Source organism: Mesorhizobium sp. WSM4807, assembly GCF_055811615.1.
This window is the reverse complement of sequence record NZ_JBVVQY010000011.1, coordinates 70,208-85,162: the sequence shown is the minus strand read 5'-3', so window position 1 is coordinate 85,162 and position 14,955 is coordinate 70,208. Positions and strand designations below refer to the sequence as shown.

Below are 14,955 nucleotides of genomic sequence, written 5' to 3'. Positions count from 1 at the left end.
CACGCGAGAGTGAGGGTTGGCGACGGCAGGCGAACAAGGGATTTCAGGTATGGATCTGAGCGATCTTATCAACGTTCCGGCAATCTTGCCGGCGTTGAAGGCGAACTCCAAGAAACAACTGCTGCAAATGCTGTCCGAAAGGGCGGCAGCGATTTCCGGCATTCCGGAACGGGAGGTGTTCGACACCATCCTGCAGCGGGAACGGCTGGGCTCGACCGGTGTCGGCAACGGCATTGCCATTCCGCATGGCAAGCTGGCCGGGGTCAAGCGGATCGCCGGGGTTTTCGCCCGGTTGGAGACGCCGGTCGATTTCGAGGCGCTGGACGACCAGCCGGTCGATCTGGTGTTCCTGCTTTTGGCGCCCGAAGGCGCCGGCGCCGACCACCTCAAGGCGCTGTCGCGCATCGCGCGGGTGCTGCGCGACGCCGACACGGTGGCCAAGATCAGGGGCACCCGCGACGCCGCAGCGATCCACGCGCTTTTGTCGGACACGCAAGCCTCACACGCGGCCTGAGTTTTTGATTGGATCCGTTGAAGGGCCGCCGTGAGCGGCCCTGTCCGTTTCCAACCAGATCGCTGCGCCTATTGTTAGTGGATGGCGACGGGGATCAGGTCGTTTTCCAGGGCGCCAGCCAGCGCCCGGTCGCGAGCGTCCGAAAGCAGGATCGGCTGGCCATTGGCGGCAAACAGGGCCCACAGTTCAAGGCCGGGCGCGATTTCGCCGAGGCCCGGGAAACGGCCGCGCAGATCGTCGCTCGACACTTTCCTGAGATAGGCGACCGAGCCTTCGCCGAGATGGGCGAATTCGCCGCTGGTCATGATAAGATTTTCGTCAGTTCTAGTCATTTAAGCCTCCTTGTCGCGAGGACGCCGCTCAGGCCGCCTCGCATGAGAGCCATTAGAGCGCCGTGTGTCCAATTGGACACACAAAGGACGCTCTAACACTTCAATTTGCTGCATCGTACTTTCGGAAAATCGATTCCGATTTTCCGGCCGATTCAGCGGTAAGGATCAGTCTTTCACCGATATGTTTATTTTCCGTACCAGCCGTTCGGACTCGGGCCGATCGAGATCGATCGACAAAAGCCCGTTCTTCAGCTCCGCGGTGATCACCCGCATGCCGTCGGCCAGCACGAAACAGCGCTGGAACTGGCGCGCGGCAATGCCGCGATGAAGAAATTCGCGCTCGGTATCGTCGTTCTGGCGGCCGCGCACGACCAACTGGTTCTCCTCCGTGGTCACATCTAGATCGTTCTCGGCGAAACCGGCGACAGCGAGCGTGATACGCAACCTTTCGGCCTTGCCGTCGGCACCGCTGAGGCGCTCGATGTTATAGGGAGGGTAGCTATCACCCGACTTCGCCAGACGCTCCAGGGTCTTTTCCATGGCGTCGAAACCCAGGAGAAGCGGGCTGGAAAAAGGCGTCATTCGGCTCATGTTACATTGTCCTCTCAAGAGCGACATAAAGTGGAAAAACCCAGATGGCATTTTTCCCGATGGTCTTGATATGGTCCGCCCCGCGGTCAAGTTCAAGCCGTCAAAAGCCCCGCCCAAAAAGACTCCCCAAACAAGGAATTGAAATGCCCCTATCCCGCAAGATCATCATCGACACGGATCCCGGCCAGGATGATGCCGTCGCCATATTGCTGGCGCTCGGCAGCGCCGAGCTGGAGATCGTCGGCATAACCGCCGTCGCCGGCAACGTGCCGCTGAGGCTCACCGAAAAGAATGCACGCAAGATCTGCGAACTGGCCGGCAGGTGTGACATCAAGGTCTATGCCGGCGCCATCCGGCCGCTGGCGCGCGAACTGGTTACCGCCGAGGAGGTGCATGGCGAGACCGGTCTCAACGGACCGCAATTGCCCGAACCGACAATGAAGCTGCAGGACCAGTATGCGGTGGATTTCATCGTCGAGACACTGATGAAGGAAGAGAGCGGCACGATTACACTCTGCGCGCTCGGACCGCTCACCAACGTTGCGCTGGCGCTTATCCGCGAGCCGAAGATCGCGCCGCGCATCAAGGAAATCGTGTTGATGGGCGGCGGCTTCTTCGAAGGCGGCAACGTCACGCCCACCGCCGAATTCAACATCTATGTCGACCCACATGCCGCCGACGTCGTGTTCAAATCCGGCATCCCGATCGTCATGATGCCGCTCGACGTCACCCACAAGGCGCTGACCACTGCCAAGCGAACCCAGGCCTTCCGCAAGCTCGGCACCAGGGTCGGCACGGCTACGACGGAGATGCTGGAATTCTTCGAGCGCTTCGACGAGGAGAAATACGGCACCGATGGCGGTCCACTGCACGACCCTTGCGTCATCGCCTATCTGTTGAAGCCGGAGCTATTCAGGGGCCGCAACTGCAACGTCACCGTGGAAACCGCCTCGGAGCTCACCATGGGCATGACCGTGATCGACTGGTGGGGCGTGACCAAGCGACCGAACAACGCCATGGTGATGCGCGACATCGACCATGATGCGTTTTTCGCACTGCTGCTGGAAAGGCTGGGGCGGCTTTAGGGCTTCTTCCTTCTCCCCTTGTGGGCCCACAAGGGGGAAGGAAAGGTGCCGCTCACTTCGCCTTTGAAAACGCCAGCCACAGACCGCCGCCGATCAGGAAACTGCCGCTGATTCTGGACATGAGCTTGATGCGGCCGGCCGAGAGCAGGCGTCCGGCGCGGCCGGCGGCGAGCGCGAAGGTCGAATCCGACACGGCGGCGAAGATCAGAGCGGTGAGACCCATGACGACGATCTGCAACGCGTAGTTGCCTTCAGGGGCGATGAACTGCGGAAAGAAGGCGCCGAAAAACACCAGCGTCTTGGGATTGCTGATTGCCACCAGCAGGCCTTGCAGGAAGAAGCCGCCGCGCGGTGTCTTCGCCGATCCGTCGGCGTTCAGCTTGCCCTTGGAGCGGAACATCTGCACACCCATCCAGATCAGATAGGCAGCGCCGATCAGCCTGACCCATTCGAACCAATGGCCCATTCCCGCGATCAGCGAGGTCAATCCGATGCCGACAATGGCGATCATGATGGCCAGCCCCGCCTGCGTGCCGGCGACATTGGCGAGGCCGGCGCGGGAGCCATGGCGGATGCTGTTGGCGATGATCAGCGTGACGGTCGGTCCAGGCACCAGGACAATGACGATACAGGCAACGACATAGGTAGCGTAGAGTTCCAGCGACATGGTTTTTCCTCGACAATATGCGGCTTGCGACGCGGCCGACCGCGATCAATGCATGACAGCAACGCCGGTGCAAGCCGGCAGGATATGTCGCTGGCAACCTTGACCTGGATTTAGGCTCCAGCCTGCCACGGCAGTGCCGTCTCGTAGGCTGCCGCTGCTCTCAACACGGCCATATCGCCGCGCGGCCGCCCGATCAGTTGCATGCCCATCGGCCTGCCTCTGGCATCGAAGCCGGCCGGTACGTTGACCGCAGGGCAGCCGCCCAGCGTGGCGAGCGCTGAAACCTCCATCCAGCGGTGATAGCTGTCCATGGCACGCCCGGCCACTTGCGTCGGCCAGTGGGTGGAAACCTCGAAGGGGAAGACCTGTGCGGTCGGCAGTGCGACGAGGTCGAAGCGGTCGAAGAGCGACAGCAGGGTTTTGTGCCAGGACGAGCGCCTCACAGTGGCGGCGTGGATCTGCGGCGCCGTGAGCTGCAGCGCATGTTCCACTTCCCACACGGCCTCCGGCTTCAGAAGACTGCGTTTCAAAGGATCGTCGTAATGTGCCTTGAGCGCACAACCGCTGGTCGCCTGGCGCAGCGTCACAAAGGCCTGCCATAGGGCTTCGAAGTCGAAATCCGGCACCAGCGCTTCGGTCTGAAAGGATACATCGGCGAACCGGCCGAGAGCGGCCTCGCAAAGGTCAAGGATGCCGGGTTCGAGCGGCAGATGGCCGCCGAGATCGCCGAGCCAGGCGATGCGGCCGCCGTCCGCCGCCGTTTGCAGTCCCTGTAGGAAGCAGCCCTGCTTGTGATGCGAGAGCGGCGCGCGAGAGTCGTAGCCGGCCTGCTCGTCGAGCAGCAGCGCCATGTCGCGCACGCTGCGGCCCATCGGCCCTTCGACGCCCATCTGCGCGTGAAAGACGTCAAGCTCGGGGCCGGCCGGGACAAGTCCCTGCGACGGACGGAAGCCATAGACATTGTTGTAAGCGGCCGGGTTGCGCAGCGAGCCGCCAAAGTCGCTGCCGTCGGCGACAGGCACCATGTCGAGCGCCAGTGCGACCGCCGCGCCGCCGCTCGAACCGCCAGCGGTCAAGGCCGCGTCGAAAGCATTGAGCGTCGGGCCGAACACGGTGTTGTAGGTATTGGAGCCAAGGCCGAATTCGGGAACGTTGGTTTTGCCGATGATGATGGCGCCGGCCTTGCGGATGCGCTCGACGAAGAAATCATCCTCTTGCGGCACGAAATCGGCGAAGATCGGCGAGCCGAAGCTGGTCCTGAGGCCCTTGGTCTGCGCGAGATCCTTGATGGCGATCGGCAGGCCGAACAGCGGTCCGGCATGCCCTGCATGCGCCAGATGGGCGTCTGCCTCGCGCAAGATGTCGGCACGGTCGCGTAGTGAGACGATGGCATTGACCAGCGGGTTCACGGCGTCGATTCGGTCGAGGAATGCCGTCACCACCTCGCGCGCGGACAGCTGACGGCGCCTGATCGCGTCGGCAAGGTCCACGGCGGACAGACGGCAGATATCGCCGGCAGGCGGCACGGCGTGTTTTGTGGCCGGACGCATGGCTGTCACCTAGCTGGCGGATTTTTGAAGCGCAGCGTCGACTTCCTTCGCCAGCGGGATCGCCGGCTGGGCGCCGGGCTTCAGGCAAGCGAGCGAACCTGCGGCCGCAGCACGGGCGAGCGCCTGATCGAGCGGCAGGCCGGATGACAGCCCGGCGGCGAAATAGCCGCAAAACGTGTCGCCGGCGCCGACCGTGTCGACAGGGGTGATCTTCAACGCCGGAAGCATCAGAAGATCGGCTGGCGTGGCGGCCAGAACGCCGTCACCGCCGAGCGTGACGACAATTGTGCGACCGGTCTTCCCGGCATAATCGCGCATCCGCGCCGGGCGATCACGGCCGCTCAGCGACAGCGCCTCACCATAGAGGTCGAATTCGGTCTCGTTGGCGACGACATAGTCGGCCTTGCCGAGGAAGGCGGCCGCCTCGCCGCGGAACGGTGCCGTGTTGAGCACGGTGACCGCGCCTGCCGCCCCGGCCGCGTCCAGTGCTGCATCCACAGTCTGCAGCGGGATCTCCTGCTGCAGGAGCACGACATCGCCCTTTTTCATGAAAGCCCTGGAGAGGTCGCCTGTCACGACCGAATCATTGGCGCCCGGCACCACGGCAATGACGTTCTCGCCGTCGTCGGCGACCATGATCAATGCCGTGCCCGTCCAGGCGAAGGTTTCGCCGACACCGGACAGGTCGATCTTGCCGTCCCGCAGCAGCGCCAGCGCTTCAGTGGCGAAATTGTCCTTGCCGACCGCGCCGACCATCCGCACCTTGGCACCGGCGCGCGCGGCGGCCAAGGCCTGGTTGGCGCCCTTGCCGCCAGGTGCAGTGGTAAATCCGGAGCCCCGAACCGTCTCGCCCGGTGCGGGCAAGCGGTCGACATTGGCGATAAGGTCAAGGTTGATCGAGCCGATAACGATGATCAAGTGGTGCCTCCCTGCTGACGCATCGTGCTTTCCGAAAATCGGAAAGCACGATGCGTAGAATTAAATTGTTAGAGCGTACTTTGTGCATCCAAATGGACGCACGTCGCTCTAATTGTGCGGGAAGCTAGCCCGTAAGGCCGCCGCTTGCCAGACCGCGCGAGATGAACCCGCGCGCTGTTGGCCCGAATCTATGGGTGTGTCATCAAGATCCTACCTGTCCCGCTTCCCAGCCAAGGATGGCGCGTTTGCGAGTCAGGCCCCAGTGGTAGCCGGTGAGCGCGCCGGATTTGCCGAGAGCCCGGTGGCACGGCACCACGAAGGACATCGGATTGGCGCCGACCGCGGCACCCACCGCCCGGCTGGCGCTCGGTGCGCCGATGCCGGCAGCGATCGAGGAATAGGTGCAGGCCTTGCCCATCGGGATGCGCAGCAGGGCTTCCCAGACGCGGACCTGGAAGTCGGTGCCGATCATGACGACGCGCAACGGCTGGTCGGCGCGCCACAGCGCCGGATCGAAGATGCGCGCGGCATAGGGCGCCGTCGCAGCCATGTCCTCGACATAGTTTGCGTTCGGCCAGCGGCCAGACATATCGGCGAAGGCCGCACGCTCGCCGCCGGCATCGCTGAAGGCGAGGCCGGCAAGGCCGCGGTCGGTGACCATGATCAGGGCGATGCCGAAGGGCGAGATATGATAGCCGTAGCGGATCGTCAGCCCGGCGCCGCGCGTCTTGTAGTCGCCCGGCGACATCGCCTCATGCGTGACGAAAAGGTCGTGCAGCCGGCCGGGGCCTGACATGCCGACCTCGAAAGAAGCCTCGAGCAGTGGCATGCCGGAATCGAGCAGTTTGCGCGCATGATCGAGCGTGACCGCCTGGAGGAAAGCCTTGGGCGACAGGCCGGCCCAGCGCGTGAAGAGCTTCTGCAGGCCGGTCGGCGTCTCGCCGACTTCCTCGGCCAGTATTTCGAGGGACGGCTGGTCACGGTAGTCAAGGCTGATCTTCTCGATCGCGCGCCGAACAACTTCGTAGTCACCGCCTTCGGGCGTGATGTCTTTCTTCAGAATAGCTGTCTGTGCGTTCATCGGACTATCTCCTTGACCGCGAATATCGTCCTTCGCGGCTCCGATCACCACCCGAAACTTGCCTTCTCGCGGCACATACCCAGATAGAATTGGCTTCGAGGAAGGAGCCGATGATGGGCTGGCGAAAAGGTGCATCTCACCAAGGAGAGGGAGACGCTGCTGATTACCGTCTATGGCAAGGCACTGGAGAGCCGGTTGCCTCAATCGCTGCTGAAAGATCATTTTGCGGACGAGGCGGTTCGCTCACATTTAGCGCGCTTTGGCGGTCGCCAGGGCGCGCGAAAAAGCTGACGCAAAGCTCTCGCGGTCGTCGGGATTGAGGAAGCCGCCGATCGGCACATTCTGGCCTTGTGCTTCCACCGCCATCCTGGTGATGCCGATCTCGGCGTGGCGGGCGACCGAAAAACGCGCCCAGAACGGATTGAAGCGATGCGCTTCCGATTTGCCTGACGGTGCGGTCTTGCGGATGTCGAGGCTGGTGCGCGAGACCGACACTTCCTCGCGGGCGCGGGCGGCACGATAATTGGCGCGAAAGGCGATGTAGACGGCAATCACGTCGAAACCGAGGAAGCCGAACACCGGCCAGGCGCCGCGCGACAGGAAAAACGCTCCGGTCACCAACGAGCCGAACAGCAGAGCGCCCATCAGGATGGCAAAGCCGGTTTTGCCCAGCGACCGATGCGGTATCAGCAACGCCTGGAAGAATGGCTCGTCGGCCTGAAATGAGGCGTTTGTGTCGCTCATGACGGGATATTATAGGAAGGGGATGACGAGCCCCAAGCCCAAAAATTCCTCTACACCCGAAAATGAACCGCCCCCCGGCCGACGCGACGGCTCGAACGCCAAGCCGCGTGCCCGGCCGGTGCGGTCCCATTCGCGCTACAGCCCGGCCGAGGTGCACGAGATTTTCCGACGCTTTTCCGTTCAGCGGCCCGAGCCGAAGGGCGAGCTCGAACACATCAACGCCTTCACGCTGCTGGTGGCTGTGGTGCTTTCGGCACAGGCGACCGATGTCGGCGTCAACAAGGCAACGCGGGCGCTGTTCAAGGTCGCCGACACCCCGCAAAAGATGCTGGCGCTCGGCGAGGCCAAGGTCGGCGACTATATCCGCACCGTCGGGCTTTGGCGCAACAAGGCCAAGAACGTCATTGCGCTGTCGGAAGCGTTGATCCGCGACCATGGCGGCGACGTGCCCGACGACCGCGATCAATTGGTCAAGCTGCCGGGCGTCGGGCGCAAGACCGCCAATGTCGTGCTTAATATGGCCTTCGGCCAGCACACGATGGCGGTCGACACGCATATCTTCCGCATCGGCAACCGGCTGGGACTGGCGCCCGGCAAGACGCCGGAACAGGTCGAGCAGGGGCTGTTGAGGATCATTCCGGACGAATATATGCGCCACGCGCATCATTGGCTGATCCTGCATGGCCGCTACGTCTGCAAGGCGCGCAAACCGGATTGTCCGGTCTGTGTCATCGCCGACATCTGCAAGGCCGAGGAGAAGACGAATGATGTTCCGGCGCCGCTGGTCGAGATCGCGCCGCTCGAACCCGTAGGGGAAATTCAGTAGCCGTAGCCGCGCGCCATCGCCGCGGCGAAGACCGGGATCAGCAGGAAGATCAAGGCTTCGGCGCGGACATAAGTTCGAACGGATGCAAGTTGCACCGCCGGCACTTGAAAACCGGGGCTGGCCGAGGCCTGCCTGTTCCAGGAAACAAAGCGGACCGTCGGGATGATCGACAACAGGCCGACGATGACGAAGGCCGCCATCTTTGCCCAGAACACCCAGTTGTAGACGTAGAATTCCCAACCCTTCAGGCCGTAGATGACGCGGCCGATGCCGACGATGATGATCAGCATGGCGATGATGCCATAATGGCGATCGATGCCGACAATCCGCCGGAGCGTCGCGGCGGGCAGATCGCCGCGGATCAGGACAAATTCGGCGCCGATGATGCCCGCCAGTGAAAACACCAGCAGATGATGAAAGATGGCAAGCAGAAGATCGGTGGTATCCATGTCCTTTCCCTCCGTCGGACGGCACAGCGGACGCTGAATCAGCTGCTGGTGAAAAGTAGCACCGCTGGGCAGGATTCACATTGGGCTGGAAGATGATCTGCACAGGCTTTGGCTCTTGTCTGGTGCAGGCGATTTGGATCTCTGTCGCGTGTCGCTGTCCCCCAAAACCGCCGAGCACCCCCCGGGGTCAAGTCCAAGGGCAGGCTACTAAGCACAGGCAAACAACGCAAACCGAGGCACGATACATGATCAATCCACAGGCGCTCGTCGCTCCCCTCATCGAAACGCCGCGCACCGCGCTGCGGCCACACCAGCTCGATGATTTCGATGCCTATGTCGCCATGTGGGCCGACCCGGCCGTCACCCGCTTCATCGGCGGCAAGCCGCGTACGCGCGAGGAAAGCTGGATGCGTTTCCTGCGTCATGCCGGCCTGTGGTCGCTGCTGGGCTACGGCTTCTGGGCGATCGAGGACAAGGCATCCGGCCGCTTCATCGGCGAAGCCGGCTTTCACGATTTGAAGCGCAACATCGTGCCGTCGATCGAAGGCGTTCCGGAAGCCGGTTGGGCGCTGGTCCCGAGCGCCCATGGCCAAGGCTTCGCCAGCGAAGTCGTCGGACGGGTTCTCGCCTGGGGCGACGAGACATTCGGGCGCGCAAGGACTGTCTGCATCATCGATCCGGAAAACACCGCTTCGCTGAGCGTCGCGGCCAAATGCGGCTACAGCGAAGTGTTGCGGACCACCTATCACGACGATGCGACGATCCTGCTGGAACGGCAGCCTTGAGGGTGCTGCCTGTCACCCCTGTGGTTCCGATCGGGCCGAATCGAGGCTTTCTAGGCCTGCCGCTTCAGCACCGGGCCTTCCGCTTTGGCTTTTAGGGCCGCCTGTTCGAGCATCGAGGCGTCTTCGCCGAAAGCGCGGGTGGCGCGCGCGGCCGCCTCGATCAGCGGATTTTTCATGCGCTGCAGAAAGGCCGCGTCGACGCGCGTGCTCGGGCCTGACAGCGTCAACGCACCGAGCAAGGTGTGCCCCGGCCCGAACACTGGTGCCGAGACGCCCGCCGTCTCGGGGTCGCGGTCGCCGACCGACAAACAATGATAGGTCCTGCGGATCGTTTCGTAAGGCTCGCCGTGCTGACCGGAAAACGCCGCAAGCACGCGGCCGCCCGTACCGGCCAGCAACGGCAGCACGTCGCCTTCCCGTATGGTGTAGCGGATGGGATGCTTGGACTCGACACGATAGAGGCAGGTGCGCACGTCGCCCGAGCGGACATAGAAAGCGACGCTTTCCCAGCTTCGCTCGGCCAGATCGCGCATGATCGGCAGCAGGATGTCGATCGCCACGACCGAACGCTGGTATAGGGCACCCAGCCGGAAGGTGGCAGGGCCGACACGGTAGCGGCCGTCGTCGAGACGCTCCAGCAGCTGCCCGCGCAATAATGAGTTCGCCAGCCTCAGGATCGTGCTCTTGTAGAGGCCGGTCCGCGCCGCGATTTCGGCCAGGCTGAGCGACCGGTCGGCGGTAGCGAAAGCATCGAGGATGGCGATCGCACGGTCGAGCGCGGCAACACCGTTGGTCGACGCAGGCTTGGATTGTGTTACGGTCATCTGCTTGACCACGTCGTTCCGTTCCCAGTTGGACAGAAGGGCCGATCGGAACAACTATGCCGCGTGCAGACAGTTCTGTCCAGTAGAATGCCGTTCCTGTTGACAGAACAAGACAAAGGCTGCATGAATTTTTGTCGAGCGGGTCTGAATTCAGGCTACGTTGCTGGCAGGCACCAGAGGAGGTGTCGTGATTGGAGGAATCCCATGCTGAACAGACGCAGATTTTTAATGAGCACCGCCGCTGCCGGCGCCGCCGGTTTCGCGGCGTTGCATCTCTCGCCCGCTTTTGCGCAGGATGCGCCGCAGATCCAGATCTTCGTGCCGGCAGCGCCCGGCGGCGGCTGGGATCAGACGGCGCGCACGATGGATCAGGTGCTGCGCAGTGAGAAGCTGATCTCCGGTTCGCAGATCACCAATGTCGGCGGCGCCGGCGGCACAGTCGGCCTGCCGCAATTCATCAGCCAGTGGAACGGCAAGGGCAATTCGCTGATGGTTGCCGGCATGGTCATGGTTGGCGCCATTATCGCCAACAAATCGGCCAACAATCTCACCGAAGTCACGCCGATCGCCCGCCTCACCGGCGAATTCGAGGCGCTTGTGGTGCCGGCGGCCTCGCCGTTCAAGACCGCAGCGGATTTCGTCGCCGCCCTCAAGGCCGATCCGACCAAGGTTCCGGTGGCTGGCGGTTCGGCCGGCGGCTCGGACCACATATTGTTCGGCCTTATCGCGAAGACGGCCGGTGTTCCGGCAGCCAACCTCTCCTACGTGCCGTTCGCCGGCGGCGGCGAGGCACTGTCGGCGCTTCTCGGCAACCAGGTCGCGGCCGGTATCTCCGGCTATGGCGAGTTCTCCGAACAGGTCAAGGCAGGCGCGCTTCGGCTGCTCGCCATTTCCGCGGACAAGCGTCAGGAAGGCATCGATGCACCGACGCTGAAGGAAGCCGGCATCGATGTCGAATTGTTCAACTGGCGCGGCGTCTTCGCACCGCCGGGCGTTTCCGACGCCGACAAGGCGGCGATGATCACGCTGGTCGAGACCATGGCCAAAAGCGATGCCTGGGCCACCGAATGCAAAAACCGCAACTGGACGCAAATCCTGCTCACCGGCGACGACTATGCCAAATTTCTCGCCGAAGACACGACCCGGATCGCAGCCATCCTCAAGGACCTCGGCCTTGCCTGATGTCCTCGGAGAGGGGCGGTCTGCACTGCCCCTTTCCGATGTTCGCCAGCCGCATGGACATACGATCCAGCGCGAGTGAAACTGCGGTGAGGTCGGCTGTGGGAGACCGGCCTATCCAGGGAGGACGATCATGAGCACCAGCGACCAGCAGGCGGCGCGGCCGCGCCTTGCCGTGCCCGAATTGCTGATCGGCATCGGGCTTCTCGCCTGCGCCGGCGCAGTAGCCTGGCAGACGCTGTCGATTCCGGTGTCGCCGCTCTACTCCAAGGTCGGCCCGACCGTCTTCCCCTACATCACCATGATCGGCATGACGATCCTTTCCCTCCTGCTGATCGTCGCCGCCCTGCGGGGCGGCTGGCAACCGGAAGAAGAAAAGGAAACGCCGACCGACTGGAAGGCGATGGGCATCGTCGCCGTCGGGCTGGTCGCGAACCTCGTTCTGATCCAGCCGCTTGGCTTCACCGCAGCCTCGGTGATCATGTTCGTTCTCATCTGCCACGGGTTCGGCAGCAGACATCCGCTGCGTGACGTGCTGCTCGGCCTGATCCTGGCGCTTGCCGCCTATTTCGGCTTCGCCAGGGCGCTCGGCGTCAATATCGGCGCCGGCTTCATCGAGAACCAGCTGAACACGGGTCTTGATTCGATTATCCGTATGTTGAGAGGCTGAAGCCATGGAAACGCTCAGCCATCTCGCGCACGGATTTTCGGTCGCTTTTACGCCGGTCAATCTCATGTGGTGCCTGCTCGGCACGACGCTGGGGACAGCGATCGGCGTGCTGCCCGGCCTCGGACCGGCGCTGACCATCGCGCTGCTTTTGCCGATCACCTACCAGGTGGCGCCAGAAGCATCCTTCATCCTGTTTGCCGGTATCTACTACGGCGCCATGTATGGCGGTTCGACGACATCGATCCTGCTCAACACGCCGGGCGAAAGTGCTACCATCGTCACTGCGCTGGAAGGCAATAGGATGGCCCGTTCTGGCCGCGGCGGCGCGGCACTTGCCACTTCGGCGATCGGCTCCTTCGTCGCCGGCACACTCGGCACGCTGGGCGTCGCTTTCCTGGCGCCGGTCGTGGTCAAATTCGCGCTGTCTTTCGGTCCGGCCGAATATTTTTCGCTGATGGTGCTGGCCTTCATCACGGTTTCGGCGGTGCTCGGCTCGTCGTCGGTGCGCGGCCTGACCAGCCTGTTTGTCGGCTTCGTCATCGGCATGATCGGCGTCGACCTGCAGACCGGGCAGCCGCGCTTCACCTTTGGCATGAGCCAATTGCTCGACGGCGTCGACGTGATCGTCGTCGCCGTCGGCCTCTTTGCAGTCGGCGAGACGTTCTACATGGCCTCGCGCCGCTATGCCGGCAAGGACGAGATCGTGCCGCTGAAGGGCTCGCTCTACATGACGGCGGCCGAATGGGCACGCTCGTGGAAGGCTTGGGTCCGCGGCGCCCTGCTCGGCTTCCCAATCGGCGCCCTGCCGGCCGGCGGCGCCGAAATCCCGACCTTCCTGTCCTATGCGATCGAGAAGAAGCTCTCCAAACACAAGGAGGAGTTCGGCACGGTCGGCGCCATCGAAGGCGTTGCCGGGCCGGAAGCCGCCAACAATGCATCGGCCGCCGGCGTGCTGGTGCCGATGCTGACGCTCGGCCTGCCGACCTCGGCGACGGCCGCGATCATGCTGTCGGCCTTCCAGAGCTATGGCATCAATCCCGGGCCGATGCTGTTCATGACGCAGGCCAATCTGGTCTGGGGGCTGATCGCCAGCCTGTTCATCGCCAATATCATCCTCGTCATCCTCAACCTGCCGCTGATCGGGTTGTGGGTGCGGCTGCTGAAAATCCCGGCGCCGCAGCTCTATGCCGGCATCCTGGTGTTCGCTACGGTCGGCACCTACGGTATTTCGCAGTCACCGACCGACCTCGTCATCCTCTATCTGCTCGGCGGGGCCGGATTCCTGATGCGGCGCTTCGATTTCCCGACGGCGCCGGTCATCATCGGCATGATCCTCTGGCCGCTCGCCGAAACGCAGTTCCGCCGCGCGATGACCATCTCGAACGGCGACTGGTCGGTGTTCTACAAACATCCGCTGTCGCTGACGCTGCTGACGCTGGCGTTCATCGGGCTGATTGGGCCGCATATCTACGCTTACATCGAACGCAGGCGCCTGCGCGGACCGGAGCATGTGCCGGGCGATGCCTGACCTGTCTGTAACATCATGACCGATCTGCTGTCCGGTATCCGCGTCCTCGACCTGACCAATGTTCTGGCTGGTCCCTACTGCGCCTATCAGCTGGCGTTGCTCGGGGCCGATGTGATCAAGGTCGAGGCGCCGCAAGGCGGCGACCTGGCGCGCCAGCTCGGCGGCTCGCCGGAACTCAACAGCACCGGCATGGGCGCTTCGTTCCTGGCGCAGAACGCCGGCAAGCGATCGGTGGTGCTCGATCTCAAGAAAGAGGCCGATCGCGAACGCTTTCTCGATCTGGTCGCCTCCGCCGACGCGCTGGTCGAGAATTTCCGCCCCGGCGTGATGGACCGGCTGGGACTCGGCTATGCCAGGCTGAAAGAGGTCCGCCCCAGCCTTGTCTATTGCGCGATTTCGGGCTTCGGCCAGACCGGGCCGATGCGCGACAATCCCGCCTACGACCAGATCATCCAGGGCCTTTCAGGCATCATGAGCATCACCGGCACGCCGGAGACCGCGCCGCTGCGGGTCGGTTATCCCGTCGCCGACACGCTGGGCGGACTGGTCGGGGCGTTCGCGATCGCCGCGGCACTTGTGAAGCAGAAGACGACAGGCGAGGGCGCCTTCCTCGACGTGTCGATGCTCGAATGCACGCTCTCGGCGCTGGGCTGGCCGGTCTCCAACTATCTGACGGCTGACGTCGAGCCGCAGCCGATGGGCAACGAGAACATGACGGCAGCACCTTCCGGAACGTTTCGCACCGGCGACGGCTTGCTCAACATCGCCGCCAACAAGCAGGAGCAGTTCGTCACGCTCTGCCGGCTGGTCGGGCTGCCGCAGCTGGCCTCGGACCCGCACTTTGCCGAGCGCGAGACGCGCAAGCGCAATCGCATCGCCTTGAAGGCACTGATCGAGGATGCCCTGGCGAACAGCTCGGCCGCGGCCTGGGAGGAGACGCTCAATCGCGCAGGCGTGCCGGCGGGCAGGGTGCTGACGATCCCGCAGGTGCTGGCCGAGCAGCAAGTGATCGAGCGCGACATGACCACCCGTTTCGATAGCATGCCGAACATCGACCGACCGCTGACCGTCGTGCGCGGCGGGTTCATGGTCGATGGTGCAGCACCGTTGCCGACCAAGCCGCCGCCGGCGCTGGGCGAGCATATGGACGAGGTGTTTGCCAGTCTGCCGCCGCGCGTCAAGAAAAGGGCGCAGGCATGAGCGACGCGAGAA

The 14,955-nt window shown here is 63.4% G+C and carries 17 protein-coding genes; 8 read left to right on the top strand and 9 right to left on the bottom strand.

The window, feature by feature from the left end; all coding sequences use genetic code 11:
- Positions 1-49: 49 nt before the first annotated feature.
- Complete coding sequence (ptsN, locus tag AC0L3N_RS16615; protein ID WP_095488401.1) at positions 50-514, top strand: PTS IIA-like nitrogen regulatory protein PtsN; 465 nt, start codon at positions 50-52, stop codon at positions 512-514.
- Positions 515-588: 74 nt separating this feature from the next.
- Here the strand turns inward: ptsN and AC0L3N_RS16610 are convergent, their stop codons facing one another.
- Both AC0L3N_RS16610 and AC0L3N_RS16605 read right to left on the bottom strand, forming a co-directional pair.
- Positions 589-846, bottom strand: coding sequence for a BQ00720 family protein (locus tag AC0L3N_RS16610; protein WP_095496852.1), 258 nt, complete (start codon positions 844-846; stop codon positions 589-591).
- Between the two features lie 165 nt (positions 847-1,011).
- On the bottom strand, positions 1,012-1,437 hold the full coding sequence (locus AC0L3N_RS16605; protein ID WP_095496851.1) for an Hsp20 family protein: 426 nt from the start codon (positions 1,435-1,437) through the stop codon (positions 1,012-1,014).
- Between the two features lie 143 nt (positions 1,438-1,580).
- Here AC0L3N_RS16605 and AC0L3N_RS16600 point away from each other — a divergent pair, with 143 nt between their 5' ends.
- Positions 1,581-2,522 carry a nucleoside hydrolase gene (locus AC0L3N_RS16600; RefSeq protein WP_473548627.1) on the top strand — a complete coding sequence of 314 codons (942 nt, stop codon included), beginning with the start codon at positions 1,581-1,583 and terminating at the stop codon, positions 2,520-2,522.
- A 52-nt stretch (positions 2,523-2,574) separates the two neighbouring features.
- Here AC0L3N_RS16600 and AC0L3N_RS16595 read toward each other — a convergent pair whose 3' ends face one another.
- The 5 genes from AC0L3N_RS16595 to AC0L3N_RS16575 form a co-directional block, all read right to left on the bottom strand.
- On the bottom strand, positions 2,575-3,189 hold the full coding sequence (locus AC0L3N_RS16595) for a LysE family translocator (protein ID WP_473548625.1): 615 nt from the start codon (positions 3,187-3,189) through the stop codon (positions 2,575-2,577).
- Positions 3,190-3,299: 110 nt separating this feature from the next.
- Positions 3,300-4,739 carry an amidase gene (locus AC0L3N_RS16590; RefSeq protein WP_473548624.1) on the bottom strand — a complete coding sequence of 480 codons (1,440 nt, stop codon included), beginning with the start codon at positions 4,737-4,739 and terminating at the stop codon, positions 3,300-3,302.
- Between the two features lie 9 nt (positions 4,740-4,748).
- Positions 4,749-5,657, bottom strand: coding sequence for a ribokinase (locus tag AC0L3N_RS16585; RefSeq protein WP_473548623.1), 909 nt, complete (start codon positions 5,655-5,657; stop codon positions 4,749-4,751).
- Between the two features lie 202 nt (positions 5,658-5,859).
- Positions 5,860-6,738, bottom strand: a complete 879-nt coding sequence (locus AC0L3N_RS16580) for a methylated-DNA--[protein]-cysteine S-methyltransferase (RefSeq protein ID WP_095496846.1) — start codon at positions 6,736-6,738, stop codon at positions 5,860-5,862.
- Between the two features lie 249 nt (positions 6,739-6,987).
- Complete coding sequence (locus AC0L3N_RS16575; protein ID WP_123151742.1) at positions 6,988-7,482, bottom strand: DUF2244 domain-containing protein; 495 nt, start codon at positions 7,480-7,482, stop codon at positions 6,988-6,990.
- A 22-nt stretch (positions 7,483-7,504) separates the two neighbouring features.
- On the opposite strand from AC0L3N_RS16575, the gene nth reads away from it, so the two are divergent.
- Positions 7,505-8,308, top strand: a complete 804-nt coding sequence (gene nth / locus AC0L3N_RS16570; protein ID WP_473548622.1) for an endonuclease III — start codon at positions 7,505-7,507, stop codon at positions 8,306-8,308.
- Here the strand turns inward: nth and AC0L3N_RS16565 are convergent.
- On the bottom strand, positions 8,302-8,757 hold the full coding sequence (locus tag AC0L3N_RS16565; RefSeq protein ID WP_473548621.1) for a DUF2214 family protein: 456 nt from the start codon (positions 8,755-8,757) through the stop codon (positions 8,302-8,304). The two genes, nth and AC0L3N_RS16565, sit on opposite strands and share 7 nt — an antisense overlap.
- A gap of 245 nt (positions 8,758-9,002) precedes the next feature.
- Between AC0L3N_RS16565 and AC0L3N_RS16560 the strand changes: the two genes are divergently transcribed.
- Positions 9,003-9,542: a GNAT family N-acetyltransferase gene (locus AC0L3N_RS16560; RefSeq protein WP_473548620.1), complete on the top strand. Its 540-nt coding sequence runs from the start codon at positions 9,003-9,005 to the stop codon at positions 9,540-9,542.
- Between the two features lie 50 nt (positions 9,543-9,592).
- Here AC0L3N_RS16560 and AC0L3N_RS16555 read toward each other — a convergent pair whose 3' ends face one another.
- On the bottom strand, positions 9,593-10,366 hold the full coding sequence (locus AC0L3N_RS16555; protein ID WP_473548619.1) for an IclR family transcriptional regulator: 774 nt from the start codon (positions 10,364-10,366) through the stop codon (positions 9,593-9,595).
- 204 nt (positions 10,367-10,570) lie between these two features.
- On the opposite strand from AC0L3N_RS16555, the gene AC0L3N_RS16550 reads away from it, so the two are divergent.
- The 4 genes from AC0L3N_RS16550 to AC0L3N_RS16535 all read left to right on the top strand — a co-directional run bounded on the left by AC0L3N_RS16550 (position 10,571) and on the right by AC0L3N_RS16535 (position 14,943).
- A complete protein-coding gene (locus tag AC0L3N_RS16550) occupies positions 10,571-11,548 on the top strand; it encodes a Bug family tripartite tricarboxylate transporter substrate binding protein (protein WP_095496841.1) in 978 nt (325 codons plus the stop codon).
- Between the two features lie 130 nt (positions 11,549-11,678).
- On the top strand, positions 11,679-12,215 hold the full coding sequence (locus AC0L3N_RS16545) for a tripartite tricarboxylate transporter TctB family protein (RefSeq protein ID WP_127208652.1): 537 nt from the start codon (positions 11,679-11,681) through the stop codon (positions 12,213-12,215).
- 4 nt (positions 12,216-12,219) lie between these two features.
- Complete coding sequence (locus AC0L3N_RS16540; RefSeq protein WP_473548618.1) at positions 12,220-13,743, top strand: tripartite tricarboxylate transporter permease; 1,524 nt, start codon at positions 12,220-12,222, stop codon at positions 13,741-13,743.
- 15 nt (positions 13,744-13,758) lie between these two features.
- On the top strand, positions 13,759-14,943 hold the full coding sequence (locus AC0L3N_RS16535; RefSeq protein ID WP_473548617.1) for a CaiB/BaiF CoA transferase family protein: 1,185 nt from the start codon (positions 13,759-13,761) through the stop codon (positions 14,941-14,943).
- Positions 14,944-14,955: the final 12 nt, after the last annotated feature.